The 19260-nt window shown below is 70.1% G+C and carries 22 protein-coding genes; 12 read left to right on the plus strand and 10 right to left on the minus strand.

What is annotated here, in order from left to right:
* Positions 1–409: 409 nt before the first annotated feature.
* Entirely contained in the window at positions 410–1381 is a 972-nt protein-coding gene (locus OO70_RS15310; RefSeq protein WP_043670194.1) for an aldo/keto reductase, read from the minus strand.
* A 258-nt stretch (positions 1382–1639) separates the two neighbouring features.
* Between OO70_RS15310 and OO70_RS15315 the strand changes: the two genes are divergently transcribed.
* From OO70_RS15315 to OO70_RS15340, 6 genes are all read left to right on the plus strand, one after another.
* Positions 1640–2590 (plus strand): endo alpha-1,4 polygalactosaminidase, encoded by a 951-nt coding sequence (locus OO70_RS15315; RefSeq protein WP_043670197.1) that lies wholly within the window; start codon positions 1640–1642, stop codon positions 2588–2590.
* 10 nt (positions 2591–2600) lie between these two features.
* On the plus strand, positions 2601–3893 hold the full coding sequence (locus OO70_RS15320) for an ABC transporter substrate-binding protein (protein WP_051741263.1): 1293 nt from the start codon (positions 2601–2603) through the stop codon (positions 3891–3893).
* 23 nt (positions 3894–3916) lie between these two features.
* Positions 3917–4879, plus strand: a complete 963-nt coding sequence (locus OO70_RS15325; protein WP_043670200.1) for a carbohydrate ABC transporter permease — start codon at positions 3917–3919, stop codon at positions 4877–4879.
* Positions 4876–5694, plus strand: a complete 819-nt coding sequence (locus tag OO70_RS15330) for a carbohydrate ABC transporter permease (protein ID WP_043670202.1) — start codon at positions 4876–4878, stop codon at positions 5692–5694. Before OO70_RS15325 ends, OO70_RS15330 begins: the two co-directional genes overlap by 4 nt.
* A gap of 39 nt (positions 5695–5733) precedes the next feature.
* Positions 5734–7044 (plus strand): alpha-glucosidase/alpha-galactosidase, encoded by a 1311-nt coding sequence (gene melA, locus OO70_RS15335; protein ID WP_043670206.1) that lies wholly within the window; start codon positions 5734–5736, stop codon positions 7042–7044.
* Between the two features lie 155 nt (positions 7045–7199).
* A complete protein-coding gene (locus OO70_RS15340; protein WP_234336848.1) occupies positions 7200–8054 on the plus strand; it encodes a hypothetical protein in 855 nt (284 codons plus the stop codon).
* Here OO70_RS15340 and OO70_RS15345 read toward each other — a convergent pair.
* Positions 8051–8575, minus strand: coding sequence for a flavoprotein (locus OO70_RS15345; protein WP_043670212.1), 525 nt, complete (start codon positions 8573–8575; stop codon positions 8051–8053). The genes OO70_RS15340 and OO70_RS15345 overlap by 4 nt on opposite strands.
* 9 nt (positions 8576–8584) lie before the next feature.
* Positions 8585–9043, minus strand: a complete 459-nt coding sequence (locus OO70_RS15350; RefSeq protein ID WP_043670215.1) for a nuclear transport factor 2 family protein — start codon at positions 9041–9043, stop codon at positions 8585–8587.
* A 98-nt stretch (positions 9044–9141) separates the two neighbouring features.
* Here OO70_RS15350 and OO70_RS15355 point away from each other — a divergent pair, with 98 nt between their 5' ends.
* Together OO70_RS15355 and OO70_RS15360 are read left to right on the plus strand one after the other, a co-directional pair.
* Entirely contained in the window at positions 9142–9717 is a 576-nt protein-coding gene (locus OO70_RS15355; RefSeq protein ID WP_043670218.1) for a TetR/AcrR family transcriptional regulator, read from the plus strand.
* 68 nt (positions 9718–9785) lie between these two features.
* Entirely contained in the window at positions 9786–10136 is a 351-nt protein-coding gene (locus tag OO70_RS15360; RefSeq protein ID WP_043670220.1) for a nuclear transport factor 2 family protein, read from the plus strand.
* Positions 10137–10252: 116 nt separating this feature from the next.
* Here the strand turns inward: OO70_RS15360 and OO70_RS15365 are convergent, their stop codons facing one another.
* The 3 genes from OO70_RS15365 to OO70_RS15375 all read right to left on the minus strand — a co-directional run bounded on the left by OO70_RS15365 (position 10253) and on the right by OO70_RS15375 (position 12261).
* On the minus strand, positions 10253–10447 hold the full coding sequence (locus tag OO70_RS15365) for a ferredoxin (protein WP_043670223.1): 195 nt from the start codon (positions 10445–10447) through the stop codon (positions 10253–10255).
* A gap of 13 nt (positions 10448–10460) precedes the next feature.
* On the minus strand, positions 10461–11675 hold the full coding sequence (locus OO70_RS15370) for a cytochrome P450 (RefSeq protein WP_043670227.1): 1215 nt from the start codon (positions 11673–11675) through the stop codon (positions 10461–10463).
* 142 nt (positions 11676–11817) lie between these two features.
* Positions 11818–12261, minus strand: coding sequence for a nuclear transport factor 2 family protein (locus OO70_RS15375; protein WP_043670231.1), 444 nt, complete (start codon positions 12259–12261; stop codon positions 11818–11820).
* Between the two features lie 194 nt (positions 12262–12455).
* Between OO70_RS15375 and OO70_RS15380 the strand changes: the two genes are divergently transcribed.
* Entirely contained in the window at positions 12456–12905 is a 450-nt protein-coding gene (locus tag OO70_RS15380; RefSeq protein ID WP_043670234.1) for a nitroreductase family deazaflavin-dependent oxidoreductase, read from the plus strand.
* Between the two features lie 83 nt (positions 12906–12988).
* On the opposite strand, the gene OO70_RS15385 is transcribed toward OO70_RS15380, so the two are convergent.
* Entirely contained in the window at positions 12989–13996 is a 1008-nt protein-coding gene (locus OO70_RS15385; RefSeq protein WP_043670237.1) for a cation diffusion facilitator family transporter, read from the minus strand.
* Positions 13997–14112: 116 nt separating this feature from the next.
* Here OO70_RS15385 and OO70_RS15390 point away from each other — a divergent pair, with 116 nt between their 5' ends.
* Positions 14113–14415 (plus strand): DUF4235 domain-containing protein, encoded by a 303-nt coding sequence (locus OO70_RS15390; RefSeq protein ID WP_043670240.1) that lies wholly within the window; start codon positions 14113–14115, stop codon positions 14413–14415.
* 6 nt (positions 14416–14421) lie between these two features.
* Here OO70_RS15390 and OO70_RS15395 read toward each other — a convergent pair whose 3' ends face one another.
* Entirely contained in the window at positions 14422–14814 is a 393-nt protein-coding gene (locus OO70_RS15395) for a VOC family protein (RefSeq protein WP_043670242.1), read from the minus strand.
* Between the two features lie 168 nt (positions 14815–14982).
* On the opposite strand from OO70_RS15395, the gene OO70_RS15400 reads away from it, so the two are divergent.
* A complete protein-coding gene (locus OO70_RS15400; RefSeq protein ID WP_043670244.1) occupies positions 14983–16416 on the plus strand; it encodes an FG-GAP repeat domain-containing protein in 1434 nt (477 codons plus the stop codon).
* A gap of 12 nt (positions 16417–16428) precedes the next feature.
* On the opposite strand, the gene OO70_RS15405 is transcribed toward OO70_RS15400, so the two are convergent.
* Positions 16429–16893, minus strand: coding sequence for a pyridoxamine 5'-phosphate oxidase family protein (locus tag OO70_RS15405; RefSeq protein WP_043670247.1), 465 nt, complete (start codon positions 16891–16893; stop codon positions 16429–16431).
* A gap of 16 nt (positions 16894–16909) precedes the next feature.
* The gene (locus OO70_RS15410) at positions 16910–17629 is read right to left on the minus strand and encodes a TetR/AcrR family transcriptional regulator (protein ID WP_043670250.1); all 720 of its coding nucleotides are present in this window, start codon (positions 17627–17629) and stop codon (positions 16910–16912) included.
* A gap of 135 nt (positions 17630–17764) precedes the next feature.
* Here OO70_RS15410 and OO70_RS15415 point away from each other — a divergent pair, with 135 nt between their 5' ends.
* Positions 17765–19255 (plus strand): APC family permease, encoded by a 1491-nt coding sequence (locus tag OO70_RS15415; RefSeq protein WP_043670252.1) that lies wholly within the window; start codon positions 17765–17767, stop codon positions 19253–19255.
* The last annotated feature ends 5 nt before the right edge of the window (positions 19256–19260 follow it).

A 19260-nucleotide genomic window follows, 5' to 3' on the forward strand; every position in this document is an offset into this window, starting at 1 on the left:
AGCTCTTTTGAAGCATGGGGGGTGACGTACGGGAGCGGCCTCATACACGCAGAGGGGAATCAGCTATGTGTCTGCGCGCCGACAGGCACACCTTTGCACAGGTCAGCGAGGCGGAACAAGAGATCCCGGGGTTTTGTGCATTGCGGTCCGGCCCCCACCATTTGACGATTCGTCAATCGGGTCCGTTATGGGATTGCCACCGTATCCACACGGGAAATCCCAAAACCATTGGCCGGAGGCAACCAACGGCACCCTCCGAGTGGGGCGAGGAAGCCGCCCTTCTTCCAGTTTTCCCAGGTCATGTTCCAACCGCCCGCCCATTGTCGGGCGGGACGGTGATGTCGTGGGACTCGACGCCTTCCACGACATCACCGACCAGGGAGTTCACGCACAACCAATAGGCGCGCCGTCAGGAGTGGCCGCTGATCGCGTGCGGAGTGTAGGGCTGCTCCAGCTCCTCCAACTCCTTCTCGCTCAGCTCCAGTTCGACGGCGGCGACGGCGTCCTCGATGTGCTGCGGCTTGGCCGCGCCGATGATGGGTGCGGCCACCGTGTTCTGGTGCAGCAGCCAGGCGAGGGCCACTTGGGCGCGCGGGACGCCCCGGTCGCCGGCGATCCGGGTGACCGCTTCGACGATGCTGCGGTCGCCCTCCTGATAGAGGCGGTTGCCGAAGTTGTCGGTGCTGCTGCGCTCGGTGGTGGTGCCCCAGTCCCGGGTGAGGCGGCCCCGCGCCAGCGGGCTCCAGGGAAGGACGCCCACGCCCTGGTCCGCACACAGGGGCAGCATCTCGCGCTCCTCCTCGCGGTAGAGGAGGTTGTAGTGGTTCTGCATGGACACGAACTTGGTCCAGCCGTGCCGCTCGGCGATGTGCTGGTGCTTGGCGAACTGCCAGGCGTACATCGAACTCGCCCCGATGTAGCGGACCTTGCCCGCCTTCACCAGGTCGTGCAGCGCCTCCATCGTCTCCTCGACCGGAGTGTGCGGGTCGGCGCGGTGGATCTGGTACAGGTCGACGTAGTCGGTGCCGAGGCGGGCGAGACTGAGATCGATCTCGGACATGATCGCCTTGCGGGACAGTCCGGCGCCGTTGGGCCCGGGGCGCGTCCGGCCGTGCACCTTCGTGGCGAGCACGACGTCGTCGCGGCGGGCGAAGTCGCGCAGCGCCCTGCCGGTGATCTCCTCGCTGGTGCCGTCGGAGTAGACGTTGGCCGTGTCGAAGAAGTTGATGCCGGCGTCCAGCGCCTGCCGGATCAGCGGGCGCGACGCCTCCTCGTCGAGGGTCCACTCGTGGGTGCCGCGGTCCGGGAGGCCGTAGGTCATGCAGCCCAGAGAGATCCGCGAGACGTCCAGGCCGGTCGAACCGAGCTTCACGTACTGCATCGTTGCTGCTCCTGCCTTCGAGTTCGGTACCGGTCTGGAGCGTACGACTTCGTGAGTGCTCGAAGTCGCCTCTGTGCGCGCACCCTTGACGGGTGGCGCGGCCGGGCGCTTTGATCCTGGACGTGCCCGCGCGTGCGGCGCGGTACGCAGAGGTACGCCCAGCCGGTAGCGGACAGGTTCCAAGCCCGGCCACAGTCGCCAGGACCGCGACGCCATCCGGTCCGAGGCGGGGTCGTACCCGCGATTGATGGAGCGGACATGCCCGCCAAGGGTGTCTCCCGCGTCGGAGGTCTCGGGACGGCCGCGGTCCTGGGCACCGCCGTCGCGACCACAGCGGTACTGACCTCGTGCGGAACCTCGACCGGTGCCTCGCCGGAACAGCCGTCGCGCGCGGCGCCGAAGGGCCCGTCGCGTTCGGCGCCTTCGGAGAGCCCGTCCCGCGCGGCGCCGTCGAAAAGCCCCACGCCGTCGACGAGCCCCTCGCGTTCGGCGCCCGGTACGGTGCGACTCCCGCCCCGCCACGCCGACTTCGACTACCAGATCGGCGGCGCCTATCCCCCACCGGCCGGCGTCCGCATCGTCAGCCGCGACCGTACGGCGTCGCCCGCGCCCGGCCTCTACAACATCTGTTACGTCAACGCCTTCCAGGCCCAGCCGGACGGGCGCGCCTCCTGGCCCGCCGACCTGCTGCTGCGGGACACGAACGGCAAGGTGGTCGTCGACGAGGACTGGGGCGAGGCGCTCCTCGACATCGGTACGGCGGCGAAGCGCGAGCGGGTGGCGGCACGGGTCGACCGGTGGATCGACGGCTGCGCGGCCAAGGGCTTCGACGCCGTCGAGCCGGACAACTACGACAGTTACACCCGCTCCCACCACCTCCTGACGGCGAACGACGCGACCGCCTTCATCACCCTGCTCTCCCGGCACGCGCACGCCCGCCGGCTCGCCATCGCTCAGAAGAACACCGTGGAGTTGGCCGGGCTCAGGAAGCGGACCGGGCTCGACTTCGCGGTGGCGGAGGAGTGCGCGGAGTACGACGAGTGCGGGGCGTACGCAAAGGCCTTCGACGACCGGGTCATCGTCATCGAGTACTCCGACTCCGGTCTGCGCAAGGCCCGTTCGGGCTTCGGGACGAGGCTCAGCATCGTGCGCCGGGATGTCGACGTGTCGACGCCCGGCAGCGCCGGCTACGTCCGCAAGGTGCGGTGAGGAGGCCGTCATGAGCAACGGGTTGTCACGGCGTGGGCTGCTGCTCGGGGCGGCCGCCGCCGCCACGAGCGGGTGTGCGGGCGGGGCCTCGGACGGGGTCGGTGCGGACGGGCGGGTGACCGTGGAGCTGTGGCACGGGCAGGCCGACACGGGCCGCAAGGCGGTGGAGGCGCTGGTCGCCGAGTTCAACCGGACCCATCCGAAGATCCGCGTGGACCCGGGCGGGGGTGGGGTGTTGGCCGACGCGATGCTCCAGAAGGTGACCGCCGCGCTCGCCGCCGGCTCCTATCCGGACATCGCCTACATCTTCGGCTCGGACCTGGCGAGCGTCGCGCGCAGCCCGCGCGTCGTCGACCTGACGTCCGCGATGCGGACCGGCCCGACGCCGTGGGACACGTTCTGGAAGCCGGTACGGGACGCGGTCACCGTCAACGGGCGAGTGCGCGCCGCGCCCGCAGTGCTCGACTCGCTGGCCGTCGTCTACAACAGGAAGCTGTTCCGGCAGGCCGGGCTCGACTACCCGAAGCCCGGCTGGAGTTGGGACCAATTCACCGACACCGCACGGCAGTTGACCGACCACGACCGGGGCGTCTTCGGCACCGGCTGGCCGGCCGTGGGCGACGAGGACACGGTGTGGCGACTGTGGCCGATGCTGTGGGACCTCGGCGGCGAGGTCGTCGCACCGGACGGCAAACACATCGGCTTCGCCGACCAGGGCGTACGGGCACTGGGCACGCTCGCCCAACTCGGCCACGACAAGAGCGTGTACCTCGACACCAAGCCCGGCAGCGATCAGCTCTACCAGGTGTTCCTCAACGGCCGTATGGCCATGGTCGCCACCGGGCCCTGGGAACTCCCCGACATCGTCACCGCGAAGATCGACTACGGGGTCGTGCCGCTGCCGACGTACAGCGGGCACGCGGTCACCATCTCCGGGCCCGACACCTGGACGGTCTTCGACAACGGCTCGGCCCGTTCCCGAGCGGCCGTGGAGTTCGTGCGGTGGATGAACGAGCCTGCCCATGACGTCCGTTGGGACCTCTCGGCGGGCGGTCTGCCGCTGAGCACGGGGACCGCCGCACGGCCTGAATGGCGGGAGCACAGCGCCCGTACGGTCGGTCTCGACGTCTTCACCGACAGCCTGCGCTCGGCCCGTGTCCGGCCGGTCCATGCCGCGTATCCGCAGATCTCGCAGGCGTTGGGCGAGGCGATCGTCTCCGTGCTGCTCGGCCGGGACTCCCCCGAGAAGGCGCTCCGTTCCTGCGCCGACAAGGCCGACGCGGCCCTGCTCATCCCCAGGTGACTTCCCCCTTCCGGGAGACCCCGATGTCCACACTGCCCCGCGCGCTCACGCTTCCCGCACAGCCCGCCACCACCGCCCAGGCAGCGCGCCGCGCCGCCCGTCGCCGCGCCCGCCAAGAGCGCTCCACCGCTTGGGCGTTCATCGGCCCGTCCGTCGTGGTGATCCTCGGGCTGAGTGTCGTGCCCGTCGTCTGGTCGCTGCTGCTGTCGTTCCGCGCCGACGACCTGGTCACGCCCGGCCGTTGGGTCGGCCTCGACAACTACCGGGCGCTCGCCCAGGACCCCAACTTCCGTACGGCGGTGGGCAACACGCTGCTGTACGCGGCGCTGTACGTGCCGCTCAGCCTGGTCGGCGGGCTGGCGCTGGCCCTCGCGCTCAATCGCCGTATCCGACTGATCGGCCTGTACCGCACGCTGGTGTTCATTCCGTTCGTGGTGTCGGCGACCGCGCAGGGCGTGCTGTTCTCGTTCATCCTCGACCCGGAGTTCGGGGTCGCCAACGCGCTGCTGCACCACCTCGGCATCTCCGCACAGGGGTTCCTCGCCGACCCGGACCAGGCGCTGTACCTTCTGGTGCTGATCTCGCTGTGGAGCGGGGTCGGCTTCTGTGTCGTGGTCTATCTGGCCGCGCTCCAGGACGTGCCGCCCGAACTCGTCGAGGCGGCCCGCATCGACGGCGCGGGCCGCGCACAGGTGCTGCGCCATGTGACGCTGCCCGCGCTCACCCCGGTCACGGTGTTCCTGCTGCTGTGGCAGCTCATCACCGCGCTCCAGGTCTTCGACCTGATCTACGTGACGACGAAGGGCGGGCCGCTCGGTTCGACCACGGTGATCGTCTACTTCGTCTGGCAGCAGGCCTTCCAGATGTTCACCGCGGGCTACGGCGCCGCGTCCGCGTACGTCCTCGCGCTGGCGCTGCTGGTGGCGGGCGGCGCGTTGCGGGTCGTACGGCGACGGCAGGGCCGTACCGAAGGAGGGGTCCGATGAGTGCGCGGCGGGTGAGTGCGTGGCATCTGGTGCTGGCGCCGCTGGCGTTGTGCTTCGCGCTGCCGTTCGTGTGGCTGCTGCTCAGCTCGGTGATGTCGAACGCGGAGATCAATCGCTTCCCACCCGCCCTGTGGCCCAAGGGAGTTGACCTCGGCGGCTACCGCTATGTGCTGGGCAACGCGCTGTTCCCGCGCTGGTTCGCCAACTCGCTGATCGTGGCGTCGGTGGCGGTCGTGTCGAATCTGCTGCTCGGGTCGCTCGGCGGGTACGCGTTCGCGCGGATGCGGTTCGCCGGGTCGCGGCTGCTGCTGGGGCTGATGCTGGCGACGATGGTCGTGCCGTTCCAGCTGACGATGATCCCGACGTTCCTGATGATGAAGTGGTTCGGGCTGATCGACTCGCTGGGCGCGCTGATCGTGCCGTCGCTGGTGACGCCGTTCGCGGTGTTCCTGTTCCGGCAGTTCTTCCTCGCGCTGCCGAGGGAGATGGAGGAAGCGGCCTGGATCGACGGGTGTTCGCGGCTGCGGGTGCTGTTCTCGATCGTCATGCCACTGGCCCGCCCGGCGCTCGCCACGGTCGCCGTCCTCACGTTCCTGTCGACGTGGAACGACCTGTCGTGGCCGCTGATCGCGATCAACCACGACACCCAGTACACGCTCCAGTTGGGCCTGACGACCTTTCAGGGACAGCACCACACCAAGTGGTCGGCAGTGATGGCGGGCAATGTCATCACGGTGGTGCCGGTGCTGGTGGCGTTCCTGCTGGCACAGAAGACCTTCATCCAGTCGCTGACGTCGAGCGGGCTCAAGGGATGAGCCGCGCACGGTACTTGACCCAATCTTCGGAGGAGCCCGATGACCGACGTCAGGATCGCGTTCGTGGGGGCCGGCAGTGTGGTGTTCACACAGGGTCTGCTGGCCGACCTGTTCGCCTTCCCCGAACTCGCCCACGCCCGGATCGCGTTGCACGACATCGACCCCGAACGCCTCGCCACGGCGGAGGGCGCGGCCCGGCACATCGCCGAAGTACGCGGCGTCAAACCGGAGATCACCGCGCACCTCGACCGCCGGGCGGCCCTCGCGGACGCCGACTTCGTCGTCAACATCGTCCAGGTCGGCATGAACGAGGCCACCCGCACCGACTTCGCGGTCCCCGCCCGGTACGGCGTCCGCCAGACGATCGGCGACACCCTGGGCATCGGCGGTGTCTTCCGCGCGCTGCGCACCTTCCCGGTGCTGAAGTCGCTGGCCGAGGACATGGCCCAACTCTGCCCGGACGCCCACCTGTTGAACTACACCAACCCGATGGCGATGAACCTCCTCTACCTGAGCCGCATCGCCCCCGCCCTCAAGGCGACGGGCCTGTGCCACTCGGTGTACTGGACGATGCACGACCTGTCCCAGCTCGTCGGCGTCCCCTTCGAGGAGGTCTCGTACCTCGCCGCAGGCGTCAACCACCAGTCCTGGGTGCTGCGTTGGGAGCGCGCGGGCCGGAGCCTCTACCCCCTCCTGGACGAGACCATCGCACGCGACCCCGAGCTGCTCCGCCGGGTCCGCGTGGACATGTACCGCAGGCTCGGCCACTACCCCACCGAGACCAGCGAGCACTCCGCCGAGTACGTGCCCTGGTATCTCCACCACCCCGAGGAGATCGAGCGACTACGGCTGCCGGTCGGCGCGTATCTGGAGATCATCGAGGAGAACACGGCGAGCTACGAACGCACCCGCGAGGCCCTCGCCTCCGGAATCCCGCTCCCCGTGGAGGGCACGCTGGAGTACGCCCCGCAGATCATCCACAGCATCGTCACCGGCACACCGCGCACGGTCTACGGCAACGTCCCCAACCGCGGGCTCATCGCCAACCTCCCCGCCGACTCGGTCGTCGAAGTCCCGTGTCTGGTCGAGGCGTTGGGGGTCCAGCCGACCCGGATCGGAGCCCTTCCGCCGCAGTGCGCGGCCCTCAACAGCGCGTACGTCTCCGTCACCGACCTCGTGGTCCGCGCGGCCACGGGCGGCGACCCGCGCCACATCCGGCACGCGGCGATGGCCGACCCGGCGACGGCGGCGGCACTGCCGGTCGAGCGGATCTGGGACCTGTGCGACGACCTCGTACGGGCGCACGGAGAGCTGTTGCAGCCGGAGCTGCGGGCGCTGCTGGGGCACTGACCCGCGTCCGGTGCCGGTGTCGCGCCGGGCATCCGGCGTTGGTGTGACCGCCCCCGGCCGCCCGGCGTGGGAGCGGCCGGGCAGCCACAGGGGTCCCGCATCCTCACCGCAGACGACCGGCGCCGGGCCGGTCATCGCCGTACGGGAGGAACGCGGTGCCGAGACGTTCGACCAGCCTGAGGACCCTGATGGGGGCAGCCGTGCTGCCGCTGGCCCTGGTGTCGCCCGCGTGGGGCGACACGGACCCGGCCCCGCCCCCGCCCGAGCCGCCGTCGACCCTGTGCGCACCCGCCGGCACCCTGCACGGGGCGCACGGCCAGCACGCGGTCGTCAGTCTCTGCGCGGGCAGCGGCACCCCGACCATGGCGGTCTCGGCTCCCGCGACCTGCCGGAAGCTCAGGGCGACCACCCGCTACGCCTGCCGCACCTCGGGCACCTGGACCGCCCGGCGCGCCGGCGAGACGGTCGCGTCCGGGACGCTACCGGGGTCGGGCCAGTATCCGGGCCCGGGGACCTACGACTTCACGGCCACCGTGCGCGTCCGCTCGATGCCCGAGGGAGTGGACGTGCAGGGCACCGTCCACTCCACGCTCACGCTGACCGCGCCGAAGCCGAAGGCCACGCACGGCATCGAGGTCGACCGGAGCACGCTGCGACCCGACTCGGTGACGACCCTGACGTACACGGTCCACCGGCACAGTGACGAGGGTGACGGCAGCGCGCGGTTCGGGCTCATCGCGGAGGAGGGCACAGGCGCGGAACTGACCACGACCGACGCCCGTTGCGTCAATCCGCTGATCGGCCGCCACCCGGCTCAGGACCGGCTTCCGCACGCCCTGGACTGCGCGCTCACCGATCTCCAGCCGGGGCACTCGGACACCGTGGTGGTCCGGGTCGCGCTCAAGTCCCGTTGTTCCACGGTGGTTTCGAAGCTGGGCTACTGGATGCCCCAGGGCCAGGCGCTCTACACCGGGGGCATGTTGGCCGGGCCGACCGTGACCTGCGGCTAGAGCAGGTCCAGCGCCCGTTCCCAGCCGAACTCCGGCCGGCTGCCGTCCTCTTGGACCTCGCCGGAGTACGGCTCCCCGAACCGCACGCCCATCTCACTCAGCCTTTTCAGGCTCGACCGGTAGGCGGGGTGGGCGGCCAACGCGTCGCCCACACAAGGGAGTACGGCGGTCGGGACACCGAGGCCGTACGCCTCGCAGAGGGTGCCCAGCGCGAGGGTGTCCGCCGTACCGGCCGCCCATTTGTTGATCGTGTTGAAGGTGGCGGGTGCGACGACCACTGCGTCCGGCGGCGGGAAGGGACGCGGATCACCCGGGGTACGCCACGCCGAACGTATCGAGCGCCCGGTCTGCGCCTGGACGGCCGCCGTGTCGAAGAAGCCGCCCATCGCGACCGGGGTCGCGATGACCCCGACCTCCCAGTTCCGCTCCTGCGCGGCGGTGATCAGTCTGCTGATGTCCGCGGCGATGCCGGCGGCGCAGACGACGACGTAGAGGAAGGCTTTCGAGTCCTGTTCGGTCACCCGAGGAGCCTACTGAAGCGGGAACGACCGCCCGCGCTCGCTCTCGGGCCGCACGCCGAAGACGCGCCGCTCCTTCTCCTCGATGGCCAGGTCGTTGATGCTCGCCTCGCGCCGGGTCATCAGCCCGTGCTCGTCGAACTCCCACAGCTCGTTGCCGTACGACCGCCACCACTGCCCGTCGGCGTCCCGGCACTCGTACTGGAAGCGGACGGCGATGCGGTTCCCGTCGAAGGCCCACAGGTCCTTGCGCAGCGCGTACTCGTACTCACGCGCCCACTTGGCGGTGAGGAACGCGACGATCTCGGCGCGGCCGGTGACGAAGGTGTCGCGGTTGCGCCAGACGGAGTCCTCCGAGTAGGCGAGCGCCACGCGTTGCGGGTCGCGGGTGTTCCAGGCGTCCTCGGCGGCCTGGACCTTCTGCGCCGCGGTCTCACGGGTGAAGGGCGGGAGGGGAGGGCGGTCGGCCATGGTCGTCTCCAGAGCGGCAATGAGTAGAGAACGAGCGTTCTCCGGGTGGCTGCTAACGTAGAGAACGCACGTTCTCACGTCAAGGAGGGGCCGGTTCCATGGACAGCGAAGTCGCCCGGGAGCAGGCGCTGGACGCCGCCGAGAGGCTGTTCTACGGCCAGGGCGTCCAGGCCGTCGGCATGGACGCCGTCCGTACCGCCTCCGGTGTCTCCCTCAAGCGGCTCTATCAACTCTTCCCGGCGAAGGACCAGTTGGTGGAGGCGTATCTGGAACGGCGCGACCTGCGCTGGCGCGGACGCCTCGCCGAGCACGTCGAACGGCACGATGATCCACTGGAGCGAATTCCGGCCGTCTTCGACTGGCTGGAGGAGTGGTTCGGCGAGGCCGACTTCCGCGGCTGCGCGTGGATCAACTCCTACGGCGAACTGGGTGCGACCTCGGAGCGCGTGGTGGCCCAAGTCCGGGCGCACAAGCGGGCGTTCCGCGAGTATCTCGCCGGTCTTGTGGCGGACGCGGGGCTGCCCACGGCACTGGCAGGACAGCTGTTCCTGTTGGCCGAGGGTGCCATGGTCACGGCGGGCATCACCGGGAGCGCGGAGTCGGCGGCGGAGGCGCGCGGGGCCGCCCTGTCGTTGCTGCGGGGCACGCCGGGCGGCGCATCCGCCGTGAACTAGGATCCACCGGCGGAGGCGGCGAGCCCCCCTCCAACGGTCCAACTCCGTTCGATTGAAGGGAAGTTCGCGTGTCCGCGTTCCTCAGCGATCTACAGAAGGCGATCTCGACGCACGATCTCGAGGCACTGGTCTCCTGCTTCACCGAGGACTACCGCTGCGACATGCCGACCCACCCGGCGCGGAGCTTCGTAGGACAGGACGTCGTACGCGAGAACTGGGCCGGCCTCTTCGCGCGCGTGCCGGACATCGAGGCGCGCGTACTGCGGTCCGTGGAGGACGGCGACTCCCTCTGGAGCGAGTGGGAGATGACCGGCACCACCGTCGAGGGCGAGCCTCAGCTGCTGAGGGGTGTGGTCATCGTGCGGACCGAGGGCGACCGGGCCTCGCAGGCGAACTTCTATCTGGACCCCGTCGAGTAGGACAGGGACCGGTCCGCCTCTTACGGAGGTGTGGTCCGGCCGCCTGACGAGCCGAACAGCTCTCGCGCGCGAGCCGCTCGGCCCGTCAGGCCGACCACCGTGTTCGATGCGCCAGGTCAGCTCACCGTGATCGCGCCGACCGGGCAGGCCCGTGCCGCCTCCCTGAGCATGGGGTCGTCGCCCGCGTCCTCCCTCCCGGGGAGCACCGTGCTGTAGCCGTCGTCGTCCTGGGTGAAGACGCGTGGGGCGGCGAGGGCGCACTGGCCCGCCCCGATGCAGACGTCCTTGTCGATGTGGATTTCGGTGTGCATGGAACGCAGCCTCTTACCAGGTCACGGGGAGTTCCAGCATCCCCTGGATCGTGTCGCCGGGTTTGAAGGGGATCTCCTCCGCCGGGACGGCCAGCCGCAGGGTGGGCAGCCGGTCGAAGAGGCTGTGCAGGGCGATCTCCAGTTCGGCGCGGGCCAGGTTCTGGCCGAGGCACTGGTGGATGCCGAAGCCGAACGACACGTGATGGCGGTTGGGCCGGTGCCAGTCGAGGGTGTCCGGGGCGGTGTAGACGGCCTCGTCGCGATTGATGACCGCGGTCGAGAAGAGCACGCCCTCGCCGGCCCGGATCGTCGTACCGTCCAGCTCGATGTCCTCGGTGGCGAGCCGCACCAGCCCGTCCACGATGGAGAGCGACCGCATCAGTTCCTCGACCGCGTCCGGCAACAGCCCCGGATCGTCCCGGAGTTCGGCCAACCGCTCGGGGTGACGCAGCAGGGTGAAGGTGCCGAGCGAGATCATGTTGGCGGTCGTCTCGTGGCCCGCGACAAGGAGAATGACGGCGAAGGAGATCAACTCCGTGCGGTCCAGGGTCCCTTCGTTCAGCTGCTCGCGCACGAGGTCGTCCAGCAGCCCCTCGCCGGGGTCCCGTTGCTTGCGGTCGATCAACTCGCCCAGATACTCGTCCAGTTGATCGCGTGCGTCCTGGCTGTCCTCGGCCCTGGGGCCGCGCAGCAGCCGTCGGGACTGGGCCTCGAAGAACTCGTGGTCGGCGTACGGGACGCCGAGCAGGGCGCAGATCACCATCGAGGGCACGGGGAGCGCGAACGCCGGCACCAGGTCGGCGGTCGGGCCCTGGGCGATCATCGCGTCGAGCAGGTCGTCGACGATCCGCTGGATGCCGGGCCGCAGTGCGGTGGCGCGCTTGACGGTGAAGCCGGGGATCATCATGCGCCGCTGGGTGCGGTGCTTGGGGTCGTTCTCGCCGAGCAGCGCGATCTTCCGGTCCCGGACCGCGGCGAAACGTTCGGTGGTCACGGGGAAGTCGGGGTGGGTGCGGTCGGTGGACAGGCGCTGGTCGGCCAGCAGTGCGCGGGCGGCGGCGTGTCCGGTGACGAGCCATGCCGTGCGGCCGTCGTACAGCGTGACGCGGGTCAGCGGGCGGGCGGCGCGGAGGGGGTCGTAGCCGGTGGGCGGGTGGTAGGGGCAGGTGCGGTCCTGGGGGAAGGCGACGGGTTCGGTCAGGTCGGTCGCAGCCGTCAGTTCCGTCATGGAAGACCTCGCAGACAATGAGTGCGTCTTGCCGATCTTCATTAGATGCCCGAGGCACCTATGGGGCCACCTGAAGTTCGGCCAGATCGGTGGTCCCTACAATCTGGCTGAACCTGGTGGTCCGGTTAGCCCGTCCCCACGGTCACCCCGCACCCGATCCGCCGGCAAAGGCACGGACTACGGCGAGGGTGTCCTCGTAGACGTGGTGACGGACGATCAGTCCGTTCCGGACGGTCAGGTGAAGGGCGAACCTGGCGCGATACGGCCGTCCGGTGGGCCTCGCGGTCAGCCGGATCTCGCCGAGCACCACCGCGTCCTCGCCGTCGACCAGGATGCGCTCGATCTCCGTGCCCGCCTGTCCCGGCACATGGTGGGCGGCGATGTCCCGGTAGTGGTCGGCGGCGTCGGCGCGGGTGGCGCGGTGCCGGATCCACGGCGTGGCGGTGCGGCCGTGCTCGTCCTCGGGCCAGTTCAGCCGCCAGTCGGCGGGCTCGGCGTACAACTCCGCGATGTGCTCCGGCTCGGCGTGCCCGATCCGGTGGAGCAGGTCCTCTACGACGGTGCGGGTGGTCGGTGTCGCGAACATCGGGTGCCCTCTCTCGGATGGTGGTCGTCCGGGTGTCGACTGTGCCGGAGAGGTCGTTCCGGTGCGATTACCTCCGAGGTCATCACCCGGTGGAGGGGCCGTGGCCGAAGTGCGTCGCGGTGTGGATGAATCGCGCGGCGGCTGGTGTTGACTCGGTGCGAGACAGTCGTAGAACGTGAGATGGGACGGATGCCATGCCTCTTGAGGGTGAGTACGAACCCAGCCCGACGCAGTGGGTGCGCGACCAGGTGGAGCTGTACGAGAGCTCCGGTGGCACCAAGGGGACGACACTGAGGGAGACGGGGCTGCCCGTCATCCTGTTGACGACGGTGGGCGCGAAGAGCGGGAAGATCCGCAAGACGCCGCTGATGCGTGTCGAGCACGAGGGGAGCTATGCCGTGGTCGCCTCGCAGGGCGGCGCGCCCAAGCATCCGGTCTGGTACTTCAACATCCAGGCCGATCCCCGGGTCGAGCTTCAGGACGGGCCGGAGAAGTGGGACCTGACGGCCCGCGAGGTGACCGGCACGGAGAAGGACGAGTGGTGGGAGCGGGCGGTCGCCGCGTATCCCCCATATGCCGAGTACCAGACGAAGACGGACCGGCAGATCCCGGTGTTCGTCCTCGAACCGGCCGACGGAAGCTGATCGATCCCCTCCACCGATCTCCTGGGCCGGAGAAATTTTCTTTTCCGGGACGCATGAACCGGTGTCCGTCGGGCAGCCGACGTTCAGGCCCCGCCGCGCTCCCCCGTCGCGGCGGGGCTTTTCCATGCTTCCTCCGCCGGCCGGTCGGTGATGTCCAGGAAGATCTCGCCGGCCTCGGACACCGCACGGCCGAGGGACTCCTTGATCCGCATGGAGACCTCCTCCACCCGCTCGCTGTCCATGCCGGGAACCAGGTCGATCCGGGCGGCGACCATCGTCGAGTCGAGCCCCATCCGCATCGTGAACAGCGCTTCCACGCTGTCGATCTCGGGCTCGGCCGCGAGCAACGAGCGGATCCTGTCGCCCAGTTCGGGGTCGACGGCCTCGCCGATGAGCTGGTCGCGGGCGTCACGGCCCAGGCGGTAGGCGACGTAGCCGAGCAGCAGTCCGATCGCGATCGAGGCGGACGCCTCCCACACCACCTCTCCGGTGATCATGTGCAGCGCCATGCCGATGATGGCGAGGGTCACGCCGACCACGGCCGTGCCGTCCTCGGCGACGACGGTACGCAGCGCGGGGTCGCGCAGGGCCTCCATGCCACCGCCCTGGGCACGCACCTGGTGCAGGGCCCGGAGCAGGGAGACGCCCTCGACGATCAGGGACACGGCGAGCACGATCAGGCCGACCACATAGCCGGTGGACGTCTCCGACGCGCCGTTCCTGAGGGCCTCGACCCCTTGGAACACCGAGAAGCAGGCGCCCATGACGAAGATCCCGACGGCCGCGAGGAGCGACCAGAAGAACCGTTCCTTGCCGTAGCCGAAGGGATGCCGCTGGTCGGCGGGGCGACGGCTGCGGCGCAGCGCGGCGAGGAGGAAGACCTCGTTGAGGCTGTCGGCCACCGAGTGCGCGGCCTCCGAGAGCAGGGCGGGCGATCCCGCGACCAGACCACCGACGGCCTTGGCGACCGCGATCACCAGATTCGCGGCGAGTGCGACGAGGACGGTGACGCGGGTCTTGCGATCCGTGGCGCCGTCTGCCTCACGGTCGGATTCTTTGTCCTTCGTACGATCGGCGGCTGTGTCGCTCATCTACGCCGACTGCCCCTGAAGGTGCTGCTCACACCCTCTACCGAAGACCCGGCTTCGATGACACCGTCGGGGTGCCGACCCGTGCCCGACCCGCCCGTCCGCAGAAGGAGACCCACGTGGCCAAGAACAAGAAGAAGAAACTCCCCCTCGTCTACCAGCCCGTCGGACTCGTCCTGGGCCTGGTGAGCGGTGCCCTCGCGGGGCGTGCCTTCCGCGCCACGTGGAAGGCGATACGGCACGAGGACAATGCCCCGGACCCGCTGGACCGGGACCGCGGCTGGGGCGAGATCCTGCTCGCCGCCGCGCTCCAGGGCGCCCTCTTCTCCGTGGCGCGCAGCGCGGCGGACCGCACCGGTGCGAAGGCCATCGAGCGCTCGACCGGGATCTGGCCGGCGAAGGACAAGGGCGGCCGGGAGTGAGCCGTCTCAGCCCTGGTCGGCTGCCGTGGGCGGTATCGGACGCAGTGTGAAGGAGTGGCCGGCCGGGTCCGCGTACACGCGCTCCGCGAACGGGCCCGGCATGTCCTTGGTCTCCAGCGGACGTCCGCCGAGTCCGACGATCCTGCGCTCCGCCTCGTCCATGTCCTCCACCAGGAAGTCCAGGTGGACCTGCTGGTTGTTCTCCGCGCGGGGCCAGCTCGGCGGGGTCGCGCTGACGTCCCGGCGGAACGCCAGCCGCGTCCCGTCGGCGCCCCTGATCTCCACCTGGTCGAGCGTGATGTCCGTCTGCTCGCCGTCCAGCAGCTCCGTGTAGAACACGGCGAGCTTCTCCGGCTCGACCGCGTCGAGCACGACGAAGCAGGCGTTCACGAGTGCCATGTGTCCTCCGAAGGTTCAGGCGCGCGAGGGTCGAGTCCGGTTGCCACGCACCCAACGGATATCCCCGTTCGGCGAGTTGATGCCGCCGAGGCGCTCTGATCAACGAACAGGCAACAACCGCATGACTTCTGTGGTTCGACTGTGACGCGGGATGCGAGAGTTACTCGAATGAAGTCCCGAGTCGCCGTAGTGACCCTTGCCGTCTGCACCGCGCTCGCTCCGCTCAGCGGATGCGGCGGCAACACCAGCGCCCAGGAACCGTCGCCCTCCTCGGGCGCGCCCACCACGGCCGCGGCGAGCCGAACTCCCGCTCCGGGGAAGGGTTCCAAGGATCCCGACGACCTCAACGGCGACGGGCACCGCGACCTCGTGGTGCCGGTCTTCGTCGGCCGCGGCGAGAACTTCGCCGCCGATGAACGGATCGGTGTGGTCTACGGATCGGCGAAGGGTCTCGACCCGTCGACGCGCGCGGTGTACGGGCGCGGCGACCTGGGCCTGCCCGCGCCGGGCAAGCAACTGTTGGCGCCGAAGAACTCCGTTGCCGCCACGGACGTCACCACCGCCGATCTGGACGGCGACGGCTTCCCGGACTTCGTCACGACCGTCCCCGGCACGATCGCGGAGGACGACAACGTCATCGCCCCGCGCACCGTCCCGTACATCACCTGGGGCGGATCCAGCGCGAAGAGCTCCGCCACCCCGGTTCAACTACCCCAGAGCGCAACCAAGTTGGGCATCCAGTCCGTGGTGCGCGGTGACTTCGACGGGGACGGGCACCACGACCTCGCCGGCCTCGCGTACAACCACTCCTCCCTCGTGGTGATGTACGGCCCGTTCACGCGCTCGGGCGCACCCGCCCGCACCGACACGAGCCTCCCCTGGGCGGACGGCGAACTGATCGCCGACGCCATCGACCCGTCCGGTGCTCCCCGCGCGACCTCGCTCCTGCTGCACGCGGTGAGCGACGGCGAACAGTCCGGCAACACCCTCTACACGGCTCGCCGCGGGTCCCAACTGTCGTCGTCCGGCAAGCAGTTGAGGAGCGGGAACGCCCACGCGTTCGGCGACTTCGACGGTGACGGGCAACGCGATGTGGCCGTCGGCGACGACGGCAGTCGCAACGACGAACCCGGCTACGAGACGGAGCCGGCCGAGGTCGACGGGTCGCTCGCCGTGTACCCCGGCGACGGCGGCGCATCGGTGACGTACCGCCTGCCCGAGGCACCCGGGTCCGCGCGCACCCCGTACGGACCCGGCGGTTACGTGTCCGCCGACCCGGACGGCGACGGCCGTGACGGCATCCTCGTCGCGACGTACGAGGGCGCCACCCTCCTCGACGGCACCCGGCGGACCACCGTCCTGCGCGACGGGCCCGGCAGGGAGGACGGCAAGAAGATCCCGGCGAAGTGGCGGCACGCCCGGCCCGCGGGCGCCGCCGACTTCGACGGTGACGGCAAGGACGAACTGGTCCTGAACTGGGGCGCGGACGCCAGGTTCGGCACCTACGGCGAGCGCCCCACGCGCTGGTGGATCACCGACGGCACGACGCACACGAACAAGGCGACGTTCACGACGACGGACTTCGCCCCGCGCTCCTCGTGAAGCAGCAGGTGCTCAGTCGGCCACCAGCCATTCCCCGTCGCGCATCAGGTCGCGTCCTTTGAGCTCGTTGGCCTCTCGCCAGGCCTGGACGCGCTGCGGGAGGACCCTGAAGTAGCTGTAGGGCGTGGCGAGTTGGCGCGGATCGAACCCTGTCTTCGAGGCGAAGATCTCGGCATCCTCCTCAGGCAGGTCGGCGGGTGTCAGCATCACGACGGTGCCCTCGACCATCACGACGTCCCGGGTCGGGCCGATGCCGAGCCGAGCGACGCCGGTCGCGGCGAGGTTGCGGCCGGTGGGGCTCGCGGCCGGGGTGGCGAAGAGCAGGGTCGTGCCGTCCCACACGAACGACAGCGGCACGAGATAGGGCGCTCCCCCGTCCTCACCGGCCGTGGCGACCCAGGCGTCCTCGTCATGCTCCAGCCGACGGAGCGTGTCCTGCTTGCGCTGCTTCGCGGTGCGCGCGGGCTCTTGAGTCATGGCCCCAGTCTGCCGCTCAGCCCTCCGCCGAGCCACGGATCTCGGCGAGGCGCGCCGCCGCCGCGCTCAGCAGCAGATCCAGGGCGGCCGGGTAGGAGCTGTGCCGCATGGTGGCCACGAGATACCGGGCCGTGGCCGCGATGTGCGGGTACGTGTCGGACGGCAGCCGCGCGTACGTCGCCTGCCATACGGCCGCCTCCGCGTCGCGGGCGGGCTTCGGCAGCGCCGTGTTCGCGGAGTCGAGGGCGCCGAACGCGAGGGCCTGGTCGACGTAGGCGTGATAGATCCGCACCGCCTCGGCATCGGGGAAACCGGCCCCGCGCAGCACCCCGAGGATCGCCTCCACGGCCTGGATCTCGTACACCCGCCCGGTCACCCGGTACGCACTGAGCACCGCCGCCCTCGGGTGCGCGAGCGCGCCCGCGTGCATGCGCAGGCCCAGGTCCCGCAGGTCGGTCCGCCAGTCGCCGCTGGGGCGCCAGGTGCGCATCGTCCGGCCGATCAGCTCGTCGGCGACGGCCAGCATCAGGTCGTCGGTGTGCCGGAAGTAGCGGTACAGCGAACTGGGGTCGGCGCCGAGCGCGCGGCCGAGACGGCGCACGGAGAGGGCCTCGGTGCCGTGCTCCTCGATAAGCCTCAGCGCGGTCTCGACGATCAGTTCCTCGGACAGGACGACGCCCTGCTTGGTGGGGCGTCTGCGCCGCCGGGCGGCGGCCGGGACGACACGCTCGCTCATACGACACCTCCTCGATGCTCGTGTGCCGGGTGTCCGCACCTTATGACAACACCGTTGACCTGTTAAGGGCGCGGGCAGTTTCATGTGCGTTCACCGGGGCCGTTCGGGCCCCCCGGTGCGAGCGGAGAGCACGCCATGAACGACACGCCACCCCCGTCGGGGCCCGCACTGCGCAAGTCCCTCGGTCTGCTGGACGGCGTCGCCATCGCCGCGTCCAGCACCGCCGCGACCACCAGCATCGGCATCGGTCTCGGCGTGACCGCCGGGGTGGTCGGGCTGCATCTGCCGGCCATCATGCTGCTGGCGTTCCTGCCGATCCTGGGCATCGCGGGCGCCTACTCCCGGCTGAACAAGGTCGAGCCGAACGCGGGCAACGGCTATGTGTGGGTGGGCCGTTCACTCACTCCGTGGCTCGGCTTCCTGGTCGGCTGGGTGAACATCGTGGCGACGATCGCGTTCCTCGCGTACACCACGGCGGTCACCGGCTCGGCCATGATCCAGCTCGCCGGCGAAGCCGGAGTGCACGCGGTGGGCGGCCTCACCCTCGACCCCGGCTCGACGGCGCAGACGACCGCCGTGGGCATCGTGGTCCTGGTCGCCGTCACCCTCACCGCCGTCACCGGCGTCCGCACCGCCGCCCGCCTCCAGACCGGCCTGCTGATCTTCGAGTACGTCGTCCTGCTCGGCTTCTGCGGCTACGGCATCGTCACCGGCCCGCACGCCTTCAGCCTGAGCTGGTTCGACCCGTTCGCGATCCCCTCGGCATCGGCGCTGGCGCAGGGACTGCTGCTGTCGGTGTTCTGCTACTGGGGATTCGAGGCCGCGTTCACCGTGAACGAGGAGGTGCGCGACCCGCGCGACGCGTCCCGGGCCGGCCTGATCACCCTCGTGACGATGCTGGGCCTGTTCCTGCTCGGCTCGATCGCCTTCCAACGGGTGCTGTCCGAGGGCGAGTTGGCGGGCCATGGCGCCCAGGGCCTGGCGTACTTCGGCGACCGCCTCGCCTCCCAGCCACTGGCCGCGCTACCGCTCGTAGCGCTGATGTTCTCAGCAGTGGCTTCCCTCCAGGCCGGCGTGATCCCCACCGCCCGCGGCATGTTCGCGATGAGCCGGGACCGCACCCTCGGCCCCGTCTGGTCCAAGGTCAGCTCCCGGTACGGCACTCCGGCCCTCGGCACCCTGCTGATCGGCGCGCTGGCGACGGCGGTCGCGGCAATGGCGCTGGTGATACCCCGCCTCGCCGACATGATCATGGCGACGGTGAACGCGGTAGGAATCGTCGTCGCCCTCTCCTACGCCCTCACCGCCCTGGCCGCCGCCGTCCGCTTCCGCTCCCTCCTCCGGGAGGACTGGAGGCAGGGCGTCCGCGCGGTCGTACTGCCCACGCTGAGCGCCATCTCCCTTCTGGCACTGGGCGGTTACCTCGGCTGGTCCTTCTACACGTCCACCGATCACCTCGAAGTCAGCGCGGACAACGGCTGGTTCCTGCTGCTCACCCCGCTGGCGATGATCGCGTCCGGCTTCCTGGCCGCCGCGTGGGCGAAGTGGGTGCGCAGATCGCCGTACTTCCACTCGGGCGAAGGCACCGACGCCGACGCCCCGCAGCTCCTCGCCACCTCCCGATAACCCCG

The organism is Streptomyces xylophagus (assembly GCF_000716435.1).
GTDB classification, from domain to species: Bacteria; Actinomycetota; Actinomycetes; order Streptomycetales; family Streptomycetaceae; genus Streptomyces; species Streptomyces xylophagus.

Bases quoted from the DNA above. Each gene is read 5' to 3' on its own strand.
- OO70_RS15310 (WP_043670194.1), bottom strand. From the start codon at position 1,381: ATGCAGTACGTGAAGCTCGGTTCGACCGGCCTGGACGTCTCGCGGATC.
- OO70_RS15315 (WP_043670197.1), top strand. From the start codon at position 1,640: ATGCCCGCCAAGGGTGTCTCCCGCGTCGGAGGTCTCGGGACGGCCGCG.
- OO70_RS15320 (WP_051741263.1), top strand. From the start codon at position 2,601: ATGAGCAACGGGTTGTCACGGCGTGGGCTGCTGCTCGGGGCGGCCGCC.
- OO70_RS15325 (WP_043670200.1), top strand. From the start codon at position 3,917: ATGTCCACACTGCCCCGCGCGCTCACGCTTCCCGCACAGCCCGCCACC.
- OO70_RS15330 (WP_043670202.1), top strand. From the start codon at position 4,876: ATGAGTGCGCGGCGGGTGAGTGCGTGGCATCTGGTGCTGGCGCCGCTG.
- melA (WP_043670206.1), top strand. From the start codon at position 5,734: ATGACCGACGTCAGGATCGCGTTCGTGGGGGCCGGCAGTGTGGTGTTC.
- OO70_RS15350 (WP_043670215.1), bottom strand. From the start codon at position 9,043: ATGGCCGACCGCCCTCCCCTCCCGCCCTTCACCCGTGAGACCGCGGCG.
- OO70_RS15355 (WP_043670218.1), top strand. From the start codon at position 9,142: ATGGACAGCGAAGTCGCCCGGGAGCAGGCGCTGGACGCCGCCGAGAGG.
- OO70_RS15365 (WP_043670223.1), bottom strand. From the start codon at position 10,447: ATGCACACCGAAATCCACATCGACAAGGACGTCTGCATCGGGGCGGGC.
- OO70_RS15370 (WP_043670227.1), bottom strand. From the start codon at position 11,675: ATGACGGAACTGACGGCTGCGACCGACCTGACCGAACCCGTCGCCTTC.
- OO70_RS15375 (WP_043670231.1), bottom strand. From the start codon at position 12,261: ATGTTCGCGACACCGACCACCCGCACCGTCGTAGAGGACCTGCTCCAC.
- OO70_RS15380 (WP_043670234.1), top strand. From the start codon at position 12,456: ATGCCTCTTGAGGGTGAGTACGAACCCAGCCCGACGCAGTGGGTGCGC.
- OO70_RS15385 (WP_043670237.1), bottom strand. From the start codon at position 13,996: ATGAGCGACACAGCCGCCGATCGTACGAAGGACAAAGAATCCGACCGT.
- OO70_RS15395 (WP_043670242.1), bottom strand. From the start codon at position 14,814: ATGGCACTCGTGAACGCCTGCTTCGTCGTGCTCGACGCGGTCGAGCCG.
- OO70_RS15400 (WP_043670244.1), top strand. From the start codon at position 14,983: ATGAAGTCCCGAGTCGCCGTAGTGACCCTTGCCGTCTGCACCGCGCTC.
- OO70_RS15405 (WP_043670247.1), bottom strand. From the start codon at position 16,893: ATGACTCAAGAGCCCGCGCGCACCGCGAAGCAGCGCAAGCAGGACACG.
- OO70_RS15410 (WP_043670250.1), bottom strand. From the start codon at position 17,629: ATGAGCGAGCGTGTCGTCCCGGCCGCCGCCCGGCGGCGCAGACGCCCC.
- OO70_RS15415 (WP_043670252.1), top strand. From the start codon at position 17,765: ATGAACGACACGCCACCCCCGTCGGGGCCCGCACTGCGCAAGTCCCTC.